General features: G+C 62.0%; 24 protein-coding genes and 1 tRNA gene. 13 read left to right on the top strand and 12 right to left on the bottom strand.

Annotated features, from left to right (window positions below; genetic code table 11):
* Positions 1–8 precede the first annotated feature (8 nt).
* Positions 9–419, bottom strand: a complete 411-nt coding sequence (locus EN850_RS20835) for a hypothetical protein (protein WP_136092147.1) — start codon at positions 417–419, stop codon at positions 9–11.
* Positions 420–477: 58 nt separating this feature from the next.
* Positions 478–1,095 carry an ATP-dependent Clp protease proteolytic subunit gene (locus EN850_RS20830; protein ID WP_189591186.1) on the bottom strand — a complete coding sequence of 206 codons (618 nt, stop codon included), beginning with the start codon at positions 1,093–1,095 and terminating at the stop codon, positions 478–480.
* A gap of 226 nt (positions 1,096–1,321) precedes the next feature.
* Between EN850_RS20830 and EN850_RS20825 the strand changes: the two genes are divergently transcribed.
* A complete protein-coding gene (locus EN850_RS20825) occupies positions 1,322–1,609 on the top strand; it encodes a hypothetical protein (RefSeq protein ID WP_136092145.1) in 288 nt (95 codons plus the stop codon).
* Between the two features lie 17 nt (positions 1,610–1,626).
* Here the strand turns inward: EN850_RS20825 and EN850_RS20820 are convergent, their stop codons facing one another.
* Positions 1,627–2,142: a hypothetical protein gene (locus tag EN850_RS20820; protein ID WP_136092144.1), complete on the bottom strand. Its 516-nt coding sequence runs from the start codon at positions 2,140–2,142 to the stop codon at positions 1,627–1,629.
* A 20-nt stretch (positions 2,143–2,162) separates the two neighbouring features.
* Positions 2,163–2,492 (bottom strand): hypothetical protein, encoded by a 330-nt coding sequence (locus EN850_RS20815; protein WP_136092143.1) that lies wholly within the window; start codon positions 2,490–2,492, stop codon positions 2,163–2,165.
* 166 nt (positions 2,493–2,658) lie between these two features.
* Between EN850_RS20815 and EN850_RS20810 the strand changes: the two genes are divergently transcribed.
* The gene (locus tag EN850_RS20810; protein WP_136092142.1) at positions 2,659–3,249 is read left to right on the top strand and encodes a DUF4145 domain-containing protein; all 591 of its coding nucleotides are present in this window, start codon (positions 2,659–2,661) and stop codon (positions 3,247–3,249) included.
* A gap of 17 nt (positions 3,250–3,266) precedes the next feature.
* On the opposite strand, the gene EN850_RS20805 is transcribed toward EN850_RS20810, so the two are convergent.
* The 6 genes from EN850_RS20805 to EN850_RS20785 form a co-directional block, all read right to left on the bottom strand.
* Positions 3,267–3,602 (bottom strand): DUF6074 family protein, encoded by a 336-nt coding sequence (locus EN850_RS20805; RefSeq protein WP_136092141.1) that lies wholly within the window; start codon positions 3,600–3,602, stop codon positions 3,267–3,269.
* A complete protein-coding gene (locus tag EN850_RS20800; RefSeq protein WP_136092140.1) occupies positions 3,583–4,413 on the bottom strand; it encodes a helix-turn-helix domain-containing protein in 831 nt (276 codons plus the stop codon). Before EN850_RS20800 ends, EN850_RS20805 begins: the two co-directional genes overlap by 20 nt.
* The gene (locus EN850_RS20795) at positions 4,410–4,721 is read right to left on the bottom strand and encodes a hypothetical protein (protein ID WP_136092139.1); all 312 of its coding nucleotides are present in this window, start codon (positions 4,719–4,721) and stop codon (positions 4,410–4,412) included. The genes EN850_RS20800 and EN850_RS20795 overlap by 4 nt, the downstream gene beginning before the upstream one ends.
* Positions 4,718–4,918, bottom strand: a complete 201-nt coding sequence (locus EN850_RS20790; RefSeq protein ID WP_136092138.1) for a hypothetical protein — start codon at positions 4,916–4,918, stop codon at positions 4,718–4,720. Before EN850_RS20790 ends, EN850_RS20795 begins: the two co-directional genes overlap by 4 nt.
* 187 nt (positions 4,919–5,105) lie before the next feature.
* A complete protein-coding gene (locus EN850_RS36395; RefSeq protein WP_189591184.1) occupies positions 5,106–5,252 on the bottom strand; it encodes a hypothetical protein in 147 nt (48 codons plus the stop codon).
* Positions 5,249–5,455, bottom strand: coding sequence for a hypothetical protein (locus tag EN850_RS20785; protein ID WP_189591182.1), 207 nt, complete (start codon positions 5,453–5,455; stop codon positions 5,249–5,251). The genes EN850_RS36395 and EN850_RS20785 overlap by 4 nt, the downstream gene beginning before the upstream one ends.
* Positions 5,456–5,582: 127 nt before the next feature.
* On the opposite strand from EN850_RS20785, the gene EN850_RS20780 reads away from it, so the two are divergent.
* The 4 genes from EN850_RS20780 (at position 5,583) to EN850_RS20765 (ending at position 7,776) form a co-directional block, all read left to right on the top strand.
* Entirely contained in the window at positions 5,583–6,020 is a 438-nt protein-coding gene (locus EN850_RS20780) for a hypothetical protein (RefSeq protein ID WP_136092136.1), read from the top strand.
* Positions 6,017–7,174 (top strand): site-specific integrase, encoded by a 1,158-nt coding sequence (locus tag EN850_RS20775; protein WP_136092135.1) that lies wholly within the window; start codon positions 6,017–6,019, stop codon positions 7,172–7,174. The genes EN850_RS20780 and EN850_RS20775 overlap by 4 nt, the downstream gene beginning before the upstream one ends.
* Before the next feature lie 97 nt (positions 7,175–7,271).
* Positions 7,272–7,361 (top strand) — tRNA-Ser (locus EN850_RS20770).
* 181 nt (positions 7,362–7,542) lie between these two features.
* On the top strand, positions 7,543–7,776 hold the full coding sequence (locus EN850_RS20765) for a hypothetical protein (RefSeq protein WP_127872417.1): 234 nt from the start codon (positions 7,543–7,545) through the stop codon (positions 7,774–7,776).
* Positions 7,777–7,875: 99 nt separating this feature from the next.
* Here the strand turns inward: EN850_RS20765 and EN850_RS20760 are convergent, their stop codons facing one another.
* On the bottom strand, positions 7,876–8,589 hold the full coding sequence (locus EN850_RS20760) for an SDR family NAD(P)-dependent oxidoreductase (RefSeq protein ID WP_135880343.1): 714 nt from the start codon (positions 8,587–8,589) through the stop codon (positions 7,876–7,878).
* A 100-nt stretch (positions 8,590–8,689) separates the two neighbouring features.
* Here EN850_RS20760 and EN850_RS20755 point away from each other — a divergent pair, with 100 nt between their 5' ends.
* Positions 8,690–8,986 carry a hypothetical protein gene (locus EN850_RS20755; RefSeq protein ID WP_136092134.1) on the top strand — a complete coding sequence of 99 codons (297 nt, stop codon included), beginning with the start codon at positions 8,690–8,692 and terminating at the stop codon, positions 8,984–8,986.
* Positions 8,987–9,029: 43 nt separating this feature from the next.
* Here EN850_RS20755 and EN850_RS20750 read toward each other — a convergent pair whose 3' ends face one another.
* Positions 9,030–9,263 (bottom strand): hypothetical protein, encoded by a 234-nt coding sequence (locus EN850_RS20750; RefSeq protein WP_136092133.1) that lies wholly within the window; start codon positions 9,261–9,263, stop codon positions 9,030–9,032.
* 330 nt (positions 9,264–9,593) lie between these two features.
* Here EN850_RS20750 and EN850_RS20745 point away from each other — a divergent pair, with 330 nt between their 5' ends.
* The 6 genes from EN850_RS20745 (at position 9,594) to rimO (ending at position 14,991) form a co-directional block, all read left to right on the top strand.
* A complete protein-coding gene (locus tag EN850_RS20745; protein ID WP_136092189.1) occupies positions 9,594–10,460 on the top strand; it encodes a sterol desaturase family protein in 867 nt (288 codons plus the stop codon).
* A gap of 119 nt (positions 10,461–10,579) precedes the next feature.
* Positions 10,580–11,386: an alpha/beta hydrolase gene (locus EN850_RS20740; RefSeq protein WP_136092132.1), complete on the top strand. Its 807-nt coding sequence runs from the start codon at positions 10,580–10,582 to the stop codon at positions 11,384–11,386.
* A gap of 101 nt (positions 11,387–11,487) precedes the next feature.
* A complete protein-coding gene (locus EN850_RS20735; RefSeq protein ID WP_136092131.1) occupies positions 11,488–12,186 on the top strand; it encodes a DUF2161 family putative PD-(D/E)XK-type phosphodiesterase in 699 nt (232 codons plus the stop codon).
* A gap of 56 nt (positions 12,187–12,242) precedes the next feature.
* Entirely contained in the window at positions 12,243–12,650 is a 408-nt protein-coding gene (locus EN850_RS20730) for a DUF930 domain-containing protein (protein ID WP_189591180.1), read from the top strand.
* 181 nt (positions 12,651–12,831) lie between these two features.
* Positions 12,832–13,518, top strand: coding sequence for a TerC family protein (locus tag EN850_RS20725; RefSeq protein ID WP_135880350.1), 687 nt, complete (start codon positions 12,832–12,834; stop codon positions 13,516–13,518).
* Between the two features lie 159 nt (positions 13,519–13,677).
* Positions 13,678–14,991, top strand: coding sequence for a 30S ribosomal protein S12 methylthiotransferase RimO (gene rimO, locus EN850_RS20720; RefSeq protein ID WP_135880351.1), 1,314 nt, complete (start codon positions 13,678–13,680; stop codon positions 14,989–14,991).
* The last annotated feature ends 63 nt before the right edge of the window (positions 14,992–15,054 follow it).

Raw genomic sequence — 15,054 nt, 5'->3', positions numbered from 1 at the left:
CGATCAGTCTAGCTCCGCGGGAAGGCTGGCACGCTCTTCATCTTGCCCTCGCCCCCGAACTTGCCGCCGGGAAAATTGATGTAATAGAGTTGCGGACCAGTCGTTTCCGACCATGCCGCAATCGACACGTCGCCATCAACATCCTGCATGTCGGTGGCTCGAAGGCCGTCGAGATACTCAGGGATGAAGCATTCGATGACGTGGTCGACGGAACCTGTCTCGTCAGCTTCCTCGACGATGTCCTTCGCAATGCGATCGAGCACCGACCACGTTCCCCGACCCGTGATGGCGATCGGCACGCAACGGGCGGCCCAAACCTTGCTGACGATCGCGGTCAGGATGTAGTCGCCATTGTAGCAGGCGCCATCGGTCAGCAATTGGATGCAGTCGGCATGCTTGACGGCGATGAAAGCGCTCATGATCTCCGAGCCTCCTGATGCCGCGCATGCGCAGCGGCGAGCTGCTCGCGGGCGGTCATCATCGCCGCCCACTATGTGTTCGCGCATGCCGGCTCTCCTGACCGGCCAGGCAGTGGATGATGCCAGCGGCCTGAGCGGTGACGAGAGGCAGGGGATCCTCGTTCTTCAGCTCGCGCTCGAACCATTGGCGGCCGAAGAACCCGCGCTTCGCGTAGAGATCGACGATCGCTTTGTCGGTCTTCTCGATGTGCCTCGCAAATTGGCTGTACTTTTCAGCAGTCCAGCGCTTCCGCTCCGCCGTTGGCGGTGCCTCTATCTCGACGCCGTGCAGCAAGATCCGGGACTTCGGAAGTGCCAGACGAAGATCGCCGGCCATCAAGATCAGCGATGCCGCCGATGCGCATTGTTGGCCCGCCGTCACGGTCACGAAACCTCGCGCAGCGCGAAGCGCACCGTGGATTTTCATCGCCTCGTCGACGGCACCGCCAGCGCTATCGATGGCGACCTCGATAAACTGCGCGTTGGAATGAGCCTTAAGTGCGGCTTCGATCGGGGCGGCAAAGATGCCTTTCCCTGTTTTCGGATCCCGTTCGCCGATAGGCCCCTCTAAACTCATCCAAAGCGTATCACCGTACCTGGTCGCCACCGGGGCCGTTGCCGCCAGCCTTGCCATCATGCGCCGCGCCGCGGCGAGCCTAGGTCGGTTTTTAGTCATAGCACCGCCCGAAAGCTGAGCTTTGCACTGCCGTCTGGCGACGACTCGATCTGGACACTGACGTCTCGGTAACCAGCGGCGACGGCGTTCCTGGCGGCCTCTGATATGCCTTGGACGGTCGGCGCGAGCGCCGGCACGGCGCCGGCTTTTCGCAGGGCCTCCAGAGCGGCCGAGGCGGCCTCGCGACGTGGCCGATCTCCAAGCACCGGCATCGGGTTCATCGGGCGCCGCCTCCCATCATCAGGAGCTGGAACCTGATCCGCGCGAGTTCACCGGCAACGAAGGCTTCGGCATGCCGCGCGCCCACCAGGATAGGAACCGATGGGCGCGCGGCAGTCGAGTCGTTCGCCGGGTCATCAAATTCTGCCGGCTCGCACTCAGGGCGTTGACGATCTTGGCCGGAAGCACGCATACCCGACGCGCGCCGGAGATCGTCGACCTGTTTTTGGACGCGCCCACTGGTCGCCCGCAATGATCCGCGCGTCGGGGATTTCACGAGTTGCCTCCGCCCGGGCCGCGCAGGACGCGGCGAAGGTGATGGATGCCGTCGAGCATCGCCGTCATGCGGCCGAGCACGGCGTGCAACTCGATGCCGTCGGCGAGGGCTTCGACGTTGATGAATGCGCCGATGTCGACGATCTCCTCGAGCTCGTCGAGACGATCGTTGATCGCAGCGACATAATCGGCGACGGCACCGCCCTGAGTCTGGCGCACCCTCTCGGATTGCTCGCGCCGGCGACGATCGCGCTCGGCTCGGGCGGCGGCCAGAGGCTCGGACAGCGAGTCCGCCTCGGCCTGGAGCGAGGCTAGGAGCTCTTTGTCGACGACAGCATACGGCTTCCTGGCCTCGATCATCATGGCGCCGATCCGTTCCTTGACGGCTATCTGATCCGCGCGGAGGCGGTTGAAATTCCGCTCGGCAAGCTGCAGGAGGTTCGTTTTCGCCGGTAGCACCAGCCGTCCGCGCAACCGCTCTATCGGGGTCACCTCGCTCACCGGCTTCACCAATTTCAACATTCCTTCAGCCCTCACTTAGAGGGCTTGCTTACCCCCGGTCCGGGCACCGATTCGTCACGCGGTGACGAAATATTTTGCAGAAGACGCTTGATCGCAGCTGCCACCTTCGCCGGCTCGTTACCAGACGCCTCGGCGAGCCGACCTGTCTCGATCAGCCATTCACGGCAACTCAGCGAAACATCAACCTTGCAGGCGAGCGCGCCGGAACGCAGTCGCTCGCGGTAGGCCTTCGAGTGTGCGGCACTCGCCATCATCACCGGCGGCGAGAACCAGGCGCCGGCGGCCGCGGGGCTATCGGAGAGGTCGAGCGGTGGTCGGCGGCGGCTATTTTTTTCGGTCATTTCGGGATTTTCCTGAAAATCTCCTGGTGGTGAAAAAATTTTGTGCGCGTGAGCCCCGGGCGGTTCCGACCCCCACGGGCTGTAGAGATTTGCCCTCCCCCCGGGGTCGAGCACTTGACCCGGGTCACCTCAGAGCGCGAGTGTGCGGCGTGGGGGGGGATTGCTCGTGAACTATCTCGATTTCTTCGCTTCGGTGATCAGCTCGATCACGTCGCTTGCTTGGCCGGCGGCTGTGGTCACCGCGGTCTGGTTGTTTCGGGGCGAGATCAGGCCGCTGTTGCCGCGGCTGCACCTGAAGCACAAGGATACCGAGGTGTCGTTTAGGCAGAGGCTCGAGGAAGCCGAGGTAGTCGTCGAGCGGTTGCCGCCGGCATCGGCGGAACTGCCGCCGCCGACGCCAGAGGAGGTGTCCAGGTTCGAACAGATCGTGTCGATCTCTCCGCGCGCCGCCTTGGTGGAGATACGTCGGGAAGCCGAGGAGGCAGTAGGGGCCGCCGGATTGCGTGTCAGCCTCGCATCTTTTGGCGGAGCTCGGGGCACGATGCGAGCGCTGCGTAGGCGGGACTTGATTGACGAAGGAACCTCGCTGCTTTTTGAAGACTTGTTCGCCATAGGAAACGCGGCCGCGCACGATCAGAACGCGACAGTCACGGCTGCTGATGCACGTCGATACCGCGCTTTGGCGGACCGGCTGATCGAGACGTTGGAAAGCCAAGTCATCAAGCCACCACCGCCGCCGCCAAAGGCGATCGACTAAGAACGACGCGGCGGCGGTCATGCGGCATCGCCTCGCTGATCATGCAGGATCGAGAGGATCAACTGCTTGCGTGCCTGGGCGGCGACGCCAGCGCGGAGCGCGTCCATATGCCGGCGAACATCCTCCGGCGGCAAACTCAACGCGCCCAAGTGAGCCCGGAGAGGTCGCACCATCTCCCGGTAGCGCAGGTCGCGGTCAGGCTTCTCGCAGATTGTTAGCAGCTCGCTCGCGATCTCTCGCATCAGGCCGACCATCCGCTCGGCCGGGAAAGCGATGATCTCCGCATTGGCAGGGCGATCGAGCACGGTGAACAGATCGAGCTGCGCGGCGGTGTCAGAACGGCGTTTCTTCATCACGGTCCTCCTGCGCGATCTGGTCGAAATCATCTGGGCTTGCGACAAACCGGATGTCGGGCTTGGCGGCGATCAGCATTGTCTCGCCGGTTCGTATAACCTTGACGCGGACGCGACGCAGATCGGGGAATGTATCGGTGACGACGCAGTCTCCAAGCTTAGGAAGGTTGACCTCCATTCCTCTCCAACATGGCCGAGTCTGATTGGCTGGCGACGAGACCGGAGGTCGAGCGTCGCCCTTGGCAACACCGTTTACCGTAGAGCGCCGACCTGAACGTAGAGCACTACCGGTGGACGGCTTGGCGCCGCCACCGAGTTCATAAGCGATGTCTAAGCGAGAGTCGGCGGCAGTCCGACTGCCGGTCAAACTGTAGTTGGACTGCCGGTCAAGATGATTTCCACTGCCGGTCAAGGCCTTCCGTTGAGCGGCAGTCCGACTGCCGGTCAAAACATACCGGTTAGACCTACCTTTGCCGCCTCGCTTCACCTCAAGGAACCCTGCTTTGGCGAGCTCGGCGACCCAGTATCGGACCTGCCGTTCGTTGGTGTTGCACAGGTCGGCCAGCGTCTGCTGAGCCGGCCAAGCTTCGCCTGTCTTTTCGTTCACAAACTGCGACTGCAGCACGTGCGCCAGCCTGAAAGCATGAGCCGAAACCCGCGCGTCGAGTGCGACGGTGTCGATCCAGTCGAGCCGGTTACGGGCCTTGCTTGTCTTCTCCTCGGCCAATGGGTATCTTTCGGGTGTAAACGCTTCCTGATCCGCCGCGTCCTCGACCGACATCGAGGCGCGGCTTTTTCTTTGCGGCATCATTTTCGAGCCCCGTCGTTGTCGTAGACCTCGATCGGCGTGAATGGGCGCTGCGCGGGATCCGGCGCACGAACTCGATCGGCCGGCCGGCGGTGCGCCTGGCAATGGCGCGTGCCCCTGAACGTCTCCGCCATATCAGAGGCGCGACACTCGAATTCGGCGCCACAGAACTTGCAGTTCGAGCGCCAGACACCGAGCATCGTTCCGGTGCCGTCTCTCCGGGTGTACGGCTCACTGCCGACGCGCCGATAGGTCTGGTGACGCCAGACGACTTCGACGGCATCGGCCATGGTGCGGCGGCCATTGATCATGTGGAGGCTTCTCCGCGCAGGCGATCGGCTTCCCTAACCGCGGCGATCAATTCGGCATTGGTCAGCTTGAAGCGGCTTCGGATCACCTCGACGAAGAACTCGACCGGAGGATGCTGCTGGATCGGCGTTTCGGCCAGCCAGAGGGCGGCACGCTCGACTTTCTCGTTGATCGCGTAGCTCATCCCAGGCGTTGTCAAATCGCCCTCGCGCGTCGAAGGTTGACCTCGCGCAGCACGGCGCAGGCCTCGGCAGCGGACAATCCAAACCGCTCCTGGAGGAGCGGGACCGCCGGACCTTCGCGCGTTCCGCGGAAGCTGATGTACCACTCGGCAGCTTCGATCACCCTAGCCGGTATTGGGAGAGCTCTCGGCTCGGTGGCGCCGGTCACTGGCGCGGCTCCATGGCCCGATCTGCGGCGGCGATCAGGACGTTGCCGGCCATGAGGAGCAGCAACGCGAGCCAAAGCCGGAACAGGCGCGTCCGCAGCGCCGCGGCGAGGACGAGCAGGATGATCCCGGCGGCGATCATCATGCCGCCCTGCCGAACGAAGTCTGGAGACCGAGCTTTGCAGCGATCGGCGCGACGGGCACCACGATCTTCTTGCCAATCCGGATTGTATCGAAATCCCCTCTCGCCGCCGCTTCGTAGGCGCCGTTTCTGGAAAGTCCAAAGAACAGCTCGCCAGCCTCGGGCACCGATACCGTCGGGCGCGATAGCGCCTCTTCGAGTGTCATCGGTCTTATCTCCTTCGTTTCTATATGCGCCATATGCACATATTGGACGACGGTATTGGACGCGGGGGGTTGCGGTCAATCACTATATGCGCATATTGTGCATAATGCTGACAGGAAGGGACGGGCTGTGACCGCAAAGGAAAACAAGACCGAGCGCCTGCACTTGTTGATCTCTCCAGGAGAGGTGACGGCGATCGATGACTGGGGCTTCAAGAACCGGATCCGTACAAAAGGCGAAGCTGTGCGCCGGCTTTGTCAAATTGGGTTAGCTTTCGATGCGGAGCAGCGATCCGGGAAGCAAATGGTGCGCGAAGCGCTCGATGCGACCGCTTCCGGAATTCGCGCGCTGATTGAGGAAGCCAGCCGGTCAGAATGTCCGTCGACTGAAAACCTCAGGCTGATCGCAGCGACTCTGATGGGAGCCATGACGGGCCAACTGGCGCTTTACCAAGACATGGTCGCGACCGACGCTACGGCGTCCGCGATGGAAAAGGATGGGGACGTCGAACAGCGGATCCGCGAGGCGGCCGAATTGACCGCGAGATTGAAGGGAGCCAGCAAATGAGGGGCAACGTCACTCGGCGGGGTAAGGGCTCCTGGCGCCTGAAATTCGATCTCGGTACCGATCCGGCCACCGGCAAGCGCCAGACCCAATTCGTCACTGTGCGCGGCACCAAGAAGGAAGCCGAAGCCGAATTATCAAAGCGGCTCAACCAGATCGACGAAGGCACCTTCGTCGAACGCTCGATGTCGACGGTCGCCGAATATGCGCGGCATTGGCTCAAGACGATCGCCCCATCGAAAACGGCTGCCAAAACGTTGGAGCGCTATGGCGAGATCGTAGAGCAGCATATCATCCCGCAGATCGGCACTGTTGCCCTGCAGAAGCTCGACGGGACGCGCATCGACCAGTTCTATGATCACCTTCGCACAGCCGGCCGCCGAGATGGCAAGGGCGGCTTGGCCCCGCAAACCATCCAGCATGTTCACCGGCTGCTTTCCCAAATCCTGGCGTCCGCGGTCAAGGCGAGGAAGCTGCGCCAATCGCCGATGCCGGCGGTGCAGACCACGCCCAAGGTGCGCCGTGAAGAAATCCAGGTGCTCGACGATGCCGAGTTGAAGGCCCTGCTCAATCATCTGAAGGGCCGGTCGATCTACATGCCGGTGCTGATGGCGGCGTCGACAGGAATGCGCCGGGGCGAAGTCTTGGCGTTGCGCTGGAAAGACATCGACCTTGACCGCGCCACGCTCCAGGTCGTCCAGGTGGTTGAGGAGACGAAGGCCGGCCTTGCAATCAAGGAACCGAAGACAGACCGCAGCCGCCGCACGATCGCCCTGCCCGCGCGCCTGGTGGTCGAGCTCCGCCGGCATCGGAAGGAACTTGCCGAGCATCGCCTGAAACTCGGCATGGGCAAAGACGAGAAGGATCTGGCTTTCCCGACATGGGACGGGCGCATTCGGACCCCTCGCCCGTTTTCAAAAGAGTTCGCCCGAGAGGCCGAAGCAGCAGGCGTTCCGCAAGTCACCTTCCACGGCCTACGACACACACACATCACCCACCTGCTGCGCAGCGGGGTTCCTGTGCATGTCGTGTCGGCTCGCGCCGGCCATGCCAATCCGTCGGTCACGTTGAATATTTATGCTCACCTGCTGCCAGGACAACAGGAAGGCGCCGCAGCAGTGGTTGACGCGGCCCTCAATGCCGCACTACAGGAATGAACAGCGAACCGGTCGGGAACGCCTTCGGTGCCAATTCGGTGCCAGCCGCTCAAAACCGACCGATAGCGATTGTCCTAAGTGGTTGAAAAACCATAGTGGAGGGATGGCCGAGCGGTTTAAGGCACCGGTCTTGAAAACCGGCGTGGGCGCAAGTTCACCGTGGGTTCGAATCCCACTCCCTCCGCCAGAACGACGGCAATGTACGCCTGTGACCCCTGCCCGGAAAATCGCTTTCGACCAGGTGACGTGGGGGAGCAAAATGCCCGAAATAACGTGGGACGCCGCCGCAAGATGGGCGATTAAGTAAGAAAGCCCCCAAAGCGGCCCGACTAACTGGAACGTTGTAGCAGGTAGGCGCGTTGTCGCGCATGCTCAAAAACATCGCCTTCGCCGCGCTTCTCATACAAGTCGCTGCCGTCTCGGCATTGACCACCCAAACGCTGCTTTTTTCATCAGCGTCCACGCAGGCATCGAGCGTTCCGCTCAATGAACCTGTCGCCACCGCGAAAGACTGCGCGAAGGCCACCCGGCCGGATTTTCCTGTTCACTGCGTAGAGTACGTCCAGGTCCGAAAGCTCATCGCCATGACGGCGGCTCAATAAGGGCCAGATGCAGAAGCCGCCAGCGGTCGCGGTACCACTTTATTTCGTGTGGCCGCGGACAAGCTGGCGCTCGTCGCCGCGCAGGCATAGCGACAGGATCTACCAGGGGACGGTGCGTCCGAGATAGTCGACATAGTGCAATCCCTGGCTTCGCTTCCTGGCAAGCAGGACGTTGACAAGGCTCGGCACGCTTTCCTCGATGCTCAGCCTTCCATCCGGCCCTCCCAGCTCCGTACGGACCCAGCCGGGCGCCATCAGCACCATGGCACGCGATGTCGCGGCATGGCGGGCGGCGAAGCTTCGCATGAACATGTTGAGCGCCGCCTTGCTGCCCCGGTAGACCTCACGTTGACCTGTCTCGTTGTTGGAAATGCTCCCCTGCCCGGACGACATCACGCCGATCAGGCCGGTCGCCGGAACAAATGGCTCCAGGCTCTCGAGAACACGCATCGGGCTGAGTGCATTTGTGATCATCACGCGCACGAACTCGTCGGTCGTCACATCGGCGATCGTCTCAGCCGGGTTGTTGCTCACGCCGGCATTGACGAACACTATGTCCAACACCCTGCCCGACAGCCGGTCGCGCAAGGCCGTGACCTGATCGGGTTCGCAGATGTCGACTGTCTCGATTTCGAGCCGGCCTTCGAACGCGTCCGCGAGGTCGTGCAGCTTGGTCCGGCCGCCTTCCCGGACCGTGCCGATGACGTTCCAGCCTTTCCCGAGGAACTCGGCCGCCATCGCATGGCCGAGGCCGCGCGACGCGCCGATGATGAGGACTGTACCTGACGGGGTGTTCAAAACGCTTGCGGGCATTGGGCGATCTCTTTCGTTGGTTGGGTGACCGCAGATATGGGCAAGCGGAAGCCATGCGCCGTCACGGGAAGGCAATGTCGCCGAGCCGATCGATGGCGCCTTGCAGAAGCTCGGCCTTGGACGCACCGTCGTGGTTGTCGTGCCCGGCTACCCCGATGCGATGCGGATTGTGCGCCAATCGGAACTGGTCGCGACCGTGCCGGGCTCATGTTTCGCCAGCGCCAGTGCAGGCGACCACGCCAGCACGGCGGGTCTCGAGAGTTTCGAGCTCCCGCTTCCCATTCCTCGGTTCAAGATATCGGCGATGTGGCATCCTCGCATGGACGCCGACCCGGCCCATCGTTGGCTGCGCGATACCGTGATGTCGGCCTGCCGGGCGGCATATGCGCGGCGATGAAGGCGTGCCGGCAAGCCCACGCCATTGCCAAGCGGCGACCGGCTCAGTGCGACTGCTGTGCGCGCTCCGCGATGGCAAATGCCTGCAGGTTCCTGGCCTTGCCGATGTCCTGATCCGCGTTTGCGATGATCGAGAAGAAGGCTGCTCTGGCAATATCCTTCTTCGAGGCCTTGGGGTGAGCTTTCCGGGCGGCTTTGACAAGCTGCTTGGGAGACATGTCGGGCGTGACGATCCTCATGAGGGTGTCGCCGATCGCACTCATTTCACTTGCGTCCATCATGGGCGTCCCTGTGCTGACCGTAATGCCATGATAGCAAGGACAACTCGCGACCGACGATATGGTTCTGGAAATGAAAAACCCCGCCGGCAGGGACCGGAGGGGTTAGTCCTGGGAGGACGCGCGTTGCGCTGCGTTCGACAAGCGCGCGCCGACCAGGTAGCGCCAGCTTGCGACACGGATGTGACACCCGGCGAGCGCGTTTGCCACATGACAAGCCAGGAGCGACACAAGCGGCCGGCATCAAGCCTTTGGAAAGGAGAAATGTGGTTCTGTTCGGGAGCTGAAGCGCGGGGTGCGCTGGCCAAAGGCAAGGCGATAAGCGGTCGAATGGATATCTTTGGCATCAAGGGGCTGTTGATCTGCGCGCTGATCTTCATTCCGTTCGAGCATCTGTTTGCCGAGCGACCGCAGAAGATCCTGCGCAAGGGCCTGGATGTCGACCTGATCTACGTGCTGTTCAACGGCCTCGTGGTAAAGGCAGTGATAATCCTGATAGCGGCCAACGCACTCGAAGCCGCTGCAATGCTGATCCCGCGATCGGTAACGCATGCGGTCGGCGGCCAGCCCATCTGGCTGCAGGTCGCCGAAATCATCCTGATTACCGATATAGGCGTCTATTGGGCACACCGTGCGTTTCACGAAATCCCCGCGCTGTGGAAGTTCCATGCGGTTCATCACGGCATTGAGGAACTGGATTGGCTCGGCGCATTCCACTCTCATCCCGTCGACGCCATCGTCACGAAGGCAATTTCGCTGACACCGATCTTTTTTCTCGGATTCTCCGAAGCCTCGATCGCTGTCTTTTCCATCATCTACTTCTGGCACACGCTGCTTGTTCATTCGAACTTGCGGATTCCGTTCGGCCCCTTGAAGTGGCTCATCGCCAGCCCGCAGTTCCATCGCTGGCACCATGCCAACCAGCGCGAAGCCTACGACAAGAACTTCGCCGGACAGTTGCCCTTCCTCGACGTGGTGTTCGGCACGTACAATGCGACTGGCAACAAAGTGCCTGAGAAATATGGCGTCGATGATCCAGTCCCCTCCAGCTACTTCGGACAGATCGGCTATCCGCTGCGGCGCCGCAGGACACGATCGAGTAGGGCAGTGCCGGACGGCGAAGCCCTCCACGAAAATCAGCCGGCGCGAAACAACCAGGATCGGGCGACAAGAGGTGCGGTCAATATCGGCCGTTAGGCAACGCAACCTCCCCTGTCGTGTCGGCTGATGGCAGCAGAAATTGCCTTGCGGGTTGGTCTCGGCGGGTGCCGGCGATAAACATAAGCGCTGCGCATTTGCCACGAGGCTGTTTCGGCATGGATTATCGCGATGACGACCTCACCAAATTCGAAGCGCATGGTGCCGCTCCTTTGCCGGCCGCGGCGGACGAAGGCCATGTGGAGCATGAGGGTGCGAGAATCTGGTACGCCACCTTTGGGGCGGGGTTTCCCGTGATCTTGTTGCATGGCGGCCTTGGCCATAGCGGCAATTGGGGATTTCAGGTCCCATCATTGGTCGAGCGCGGCTATCAGGTCGTCACCATCGACAGCCGTGGCCATGGACGCAGCACCCGCGACGAACGGCCATACAAATACGAGCTGATGGCCTCGGATGTCCTGGCCGTGATGGATCGCCTGCAATTGAACAAGGCCATCGCTGTAGGTTGGAGCGATGGCGCCTGCGTTGCGCTGATCCTTGGCATGAAGGCCGCCGATCGCATCGCCGGTGTGTTCTTCTTCGGCTGCAATATGGATCCCAGCGGCACGAAGGACTTCGAGGCCAGTCCGGTCATCGAGCGGTGTTTCAGCCGGCACAAAAAGGACTATGCCGAGCTGTCGGCCACTCCAGATCAATTCGATGCGTTTGTCAAAGCTGTCGGCCTGATGATGAAAAGCGAACCCAATTATGGCACCGCCGAGTTGGGAGAGATCCGTGTGCCCGTTGCGGTCGTCCAAAGCGAGCACGACGAGTTTATCAAGGACGAGCACGCCACCTATCTGGCCCGCAGCATACCGGGATCGGAATTGGTGATGCTGCCCGAGGTCAGTCACTTCGCGCCCTTGCAGCGTCCCGACCAGTTCAACCGCGTGCTGTTGGCTTTCCTCGCAAAGCTTCATTCCTGAGCCCTGCCTTGCCGATTCCGGAATCCCCGCTCTGGCCCGGGCACGCGCCACACCATTTCGCCTGCGAGGCTTTTCATGTCGAATCGGCTAGACCTTGCGGTATGAACGAGACCTCACTCTATGCGCCGGTGAAGCGTTTCCTGGAAAATCTCGACTTCGTCGTGAAAGGGGAAATCGGCGGCTGCGATATCGTCGCGTTGCGCGAGGGGGAGCCGCCGATTGTCGTCATCTGCGAGTTGAAGCTGCAGTTCAATCTCGAACTGGTTCTGCAGGGCGTCGACCGTGCGGCTGCTTGCGATGAAGTGTGGCTGGCGGCGCGCATGTCGGCGCGAGGCAAGGGGCGCGAAAGCGATGCCAGGTTCCGCAACCTTTGCCGTCGGCTCGGCTTCGGCCTGATTGGCGTAACCGCCAATGATCGGGTCGAACTGCTTCTCAGTCCGATCGCCGTGGCGCCGCGCAAGAATGCGCGACGGCGATCTCGCCTTGTCGACGAGCACCAGCGCCGCCGCGGCGATCCTGTCGCCGGCGGCGGATCGCGCGCCCCGATCATGACCGCCTACCGGCAGAGCGCCCTCGCCTGCGCCGCCGCGCTTTCGGACGGCCCCAAACGGCCGCGCGATCTGAAAGCCTTGACGCCGATCGCGCCGAAGATTCTGCAGCACAATGTCTATGGCTGGTTCGCAAGGGTCGAGCGTGGTCTTTACGATCTCACGGATGCCGGCCGCGCCTCGCTGGTTCGTTGGCCGCAGGTCCCGCATGATGAAGCCCGACACGAGATTTTGATTGCGCCGGGCCTCTGAATACCGGGGTTTGCCGAGCATGAACCGCCCCTGTTGGTTGATTTTTCAGACAAAACATGCTGCTTGTCCCGCCCATGAAGACACTATGCATGATGGCCATTGCGTCCCTGACGCTGGCTTTTCCGGCCAGTGCGATGGACAACGCCTTGCGCTCCGGACTGATGAAACTTGATCCGCAGACCCGCCTCGAGCAGCGTTGCGATGCCGAAGTCCTGGACCGGATCACCCATGATGATCGCAAGTTCAAGGCCGACCGCGTCGTCGCCTACGCCTTCGCGACGCCAGAGATGAGCGCCGACGCCATCCGGAGCCCCGGTGCGGCGTTCCGCAGCAGGGGACAGTGGTACCGGCTGAAGTTCAAATGCCAGACGGGGCCGGATCATATGGAAGTTCTCCAGCTCCGCTATCGGATCGGGGATGAGATCCCTGAAGCCGACTGGCCGAAGTACAATCTCTACGATTAGTTCTCGCGGGCTTGCCCGCATTGGCTTGCCGCCGGCGCATGTTGAGAATCTTCCGTAATTCCACCACCACGAAAATGGTTTTCCAGCGTTGTCCGGTGCTGCGGCTTGACGCCAGCAGACCATGCCTTTAGGCCCGTTCGGACGATCGACGACGAACACTCGACGAAGGGCTTCCAGGTCGATGGAAATATTTACCGCCGCCGGCTTTTCGGCTCTCCTTCAGGTCATCGCCATCGACCTTGCGCTCGCGGGCGACAATGCCATCGTCATCGGCCTCGCCGCTGCAGGCTTGCCGGCCAGCCAACGCCAGCGAGCCATTCTGGTCGGCATCGCGGCGGCCACCGTTCTTCGCATTTTCTTCGCCCTGATCACGCAATGGCTGCTGACCATTGGTCCCATGCTGCTTATCGGTGGCGGCCTGCTTTTGCTGTGGGTTTGCTGGAAGATGTGGCGCGAATTGCGGGTCACCCACGACGAGGAGCGCGACGCCACCGAAGCGCTGTCGAACGGCGACTTCAACAAGGATGGCGTCATTGGCGGCAAGGGGCCGAGCAAAACCTTCTCGCAGGCCGCCTGGCAGATCGTCATCGCCGACGTCTCGATGTCGCTCGACAATGTCCTGGCCGTGGCGGGCGCGGCCATGAACCATCCGACGGTGCTGATTGTCGGGCTGGCGCTGTCGATCGCTTTGATGGGCTTTGCTGCGTCGTTCGTCGCGCGCCTGCTGCACAAATACCGCTGGATTGCCTATATCGGCCTGGTCATCATCCTCTATGTCGCGGTCAAGATGCTGCTTGATGGGGCCGTGCAGCAATTCCCCGATCATTTCGCCTTCCTGTCACCCTGGTTCGGGTCAAGCGGGCACTGACGCACAGGCGGAGCCGCAAGGCTCCGTTTGCCTGATTGAGGAAGCCGTGCTATTGCGCCGCCCGAATTGAGCTCCTGCCGGGAGCCATGCAAACCGTTATATGTCGAGACTGCGGGCCGGATCGGTGTTTCCGGTTCGCGTCCATTGGAAAATTGCCCCATGTCCGCCCCACGCGTCAGCTTCGTCAGTCTCGGCTGTCCCAAAGCCCTTGTCGATTCCGAGCGCATCATCACGCGTCTGCGGGCCGAGGGCTACGAGATCGCCCGCAAGCATGACGGCGCCGATCTCGTTGTCGTCAACACCTGTGGTTTCCTGGATTCCGCCCGCGACGAGTCACTCGACGCCATCGGCTCCGCGCTTTCGGAAAACGGCAGGGTCATCGTCACCGGCTGTCTGGGCGCCGAGCCGGACGTGATCCGCGAGAAGCACCCCAACGTGCTGGCGATCACCGGACCGCAGGCCTATGAGAGCGTGATGGCCGCCGTCCATGAGGCGGCCCCTCCCTCGCACGATCCCTACATCGACCTCCTGCCGCCGCAGGGCGTCAAGCTAACGCCGCGCCACTACGCCTATTTGAAGATCTCGGAAGGCTGCAACAACCGTTGCACCTTCTGCATCATTCCAGCCCTTCGCGGCGATCTCGTCTCGCGGCCGGCGGCCGATGTGCTGCGTGAAGCCGAAAAACTGGCCAAGGCCGGCGTCAAGGAACTGCTCGTCATCTCGCAGGATACCAGCGCCTACGGCATCGACATCAAATACCAGACGTCCATGTTCGGCGATCGCGAAGTGCGGGCGAAGTTCCTCGATCTCTCGGAGGAACTGGGCAAGCTCGGCATCTGGGTGCGCATGCATTATGTCTACCCCTACCCGCATGTCGCCGACGTCATCCCGCTGATGGCCGATGGAAAAATCCTTCCCTATCTGGATATTCCCTTCCAGCACGCCTCGCCGCAGGTGCTGAAGAACATGCGCCGGCCCGCCCATGGCGAGAAGACGCTCGAGCGCATTCGCGGCTGGCGCGATGTGTGCCCGGATCTCGCCATCCGCTCGACCTTCATCGTCGGCTTCCCCGGCGAAACGGACGACGATTTCGAGATGCTGCTCGATTGGCTGGATGAAGCGAAAATCGATCGCGCCGGCTGCTTCAAATACGAGCCGGTCAGAGGCGCCCGTTCCAACGATCTCGGCCTTGAGCAGGTGCCGCAGGAAGTCAAGGAAGCGCGCTGGCATCGCTTCATGCAGCGCCAGCAGAAGATCTCGGCGACGCAGCTTGCCAGGAAGGTCGGCAAGCGTCTGCCGGTGCTGATCGACGAGGCGCACGGCACCTCTGCGAAGGGCCGCACCAAATATGACGCGCCCGAGATCGATGGTTCGGTCCACATCCAGTCGCGCCGCCCGATGCGCGCCGGCGACATCGTCACCGTCAAGATCGAGCGCGCCGACGCTTACGACCTCTACGGCTCGGCCGTCTGAGCTCCCGCCAGCTTCTCCATCCAAATGAAAAGGGCGCCTCGCGGCGCCCTCTCCATATCGAAA

Origin of the sequence: Mesorhizobium sp. M8A.F.Ca.ET.207.01.1.1 (assembly GCF_004794715.1) — a bacterium.
GTDB lineage: Bacteria > Pseudomonadota > Alphaproteobacteria > Rhizobiales > Rhizobiaceae > Mesorhizobium.
This window is presented reverse-complemented; position numbering and strand designations above follow the sequence as displayed.

Bases quoted from the DNA above. Each gene is read 5' to 3' on its own strand.
- EN850_RS20765 (WP_127872417.1), top strand. From the start codon at position 7,543: ATGCTCAAAAACATCGCCTTCGCCGCGCTTCTCATACAAGTCGCTGCC.
- EN850_RS20785 (WP_189591182.1), bottom strand. From the start codon at position 5,455: ATGACACTCGAAGAGGCGCTATCGCGCCCGACGGTATCGGTGCCCGAG.
- EN850_RS20815 (WP_136092143.1), bottom strand. From the start codon at position 2,492: ATGACCGAAAAAAATAGCCGCCGCCGACCACCGCTCGACCTCTCCGAT.
- EN850_RS20745 (WP_136092189.1), top strand. From the start codon at position 9,594: ATGGATATCTTTGGCATCAAGGGGCTGTTGATCTGCGCGCTGATCTTC.
- EN850_RS20805 (WP_136092141.1), bottom strand. From the start codon at position 3,602: ATGAAGAAACGCCGTTCTGACACCGCCGCGCAGCTCGATCTGTTCACC.
- EN850_RS20730 (WP_189591180.1), top strand. From the start codon at position 12,243: ATGCTGCTTGTCCCGCCCATGAAGACACTATGCATGATGGCCATTGCG.
- EN850_RS20725 (WP_135880350.1), top strand. From the start codon at position 12,832: ATGGAAATATTTACCGCCGCCGGCTTTTCGGCTCTCCTTCAGGTCATC.
- rimO (WP_135880351.1), top strand. From the start codon at position 13,678: ATGTCCGCCCCACGCGTCAGCTTCGTCAGTCTCGGCTGTCCCAAAGCC.
- EN850_RS20830 (WP_189591186.1), bottom strand. From the start codon at position 1,095: ATGATGGCAAGGCTGGCGGCAACGGCCCCGGTGGCGACCAGGTACGGT.
- EN850_RS20795 (WP_136092139.1), bottom strand. From the start codon at position 4,721: ATGATCAATGGCCGCCGCACCATGGCCGATGCCGTCGAAGTCGTCTGG.
- EN850_RS20800 (WP_136092140.1), bottom strand. From the start codon at position 4,413: ATGATGCCGCAAAGAAAAAGCCGCGCCTCGATGTCGGTCGAGGACGCG.
- EN850_RS20750 (WP_136092133.1), bottom strand. From the start codon at position 9,263: ATGGACGCAAGTGAAATGAGTGCGATCGGCGACACCCTCATGAGGATC.
- EN850_RS20760 (WP_135880343.1), bottom strand. From the start codon at position 8,589: ATGCCCGCAAGCGTTTTGAACACCCCGTCAGGTACAGTCCTCATCATC.
- EN850_RS20835 (WP_136092147.1), bottom strand. From the start codon at position 419: ATGAGCGCTTTCATCGCCGTCAAGCATGCCGACTGCATCCAATTGCTG.
- EN850_RS20735 (WP_136092131.1), top strand. From the start codon at position 11,488: ATGAACGAGACCTCACTCTATGCGCCGGTGAAGCGTTTCCTGGAAAAT.
- EN850_RS20740 (WP_136092132.1), top strand. From the start codon at position 10,580: ATGGATTATCGCGATGACGACCTCACCAAATTCGAAGCGCATGGTGCC.
- EN850_RS36395 (WP_189591184.1), bottom strand. From the start codon at position 5,252: ATGATGATCGCCGCCGGGATCATCCTGCTCGTCCTCGCCGCGGCGCTG.
- EN850_RS20775 (WP_136092135.1), top strand. From the start codon at position 6,017: ATGAGGGGCAACGTCACTCGGCGGGGTAAGGGCTCCTGGCGCCTGAAA.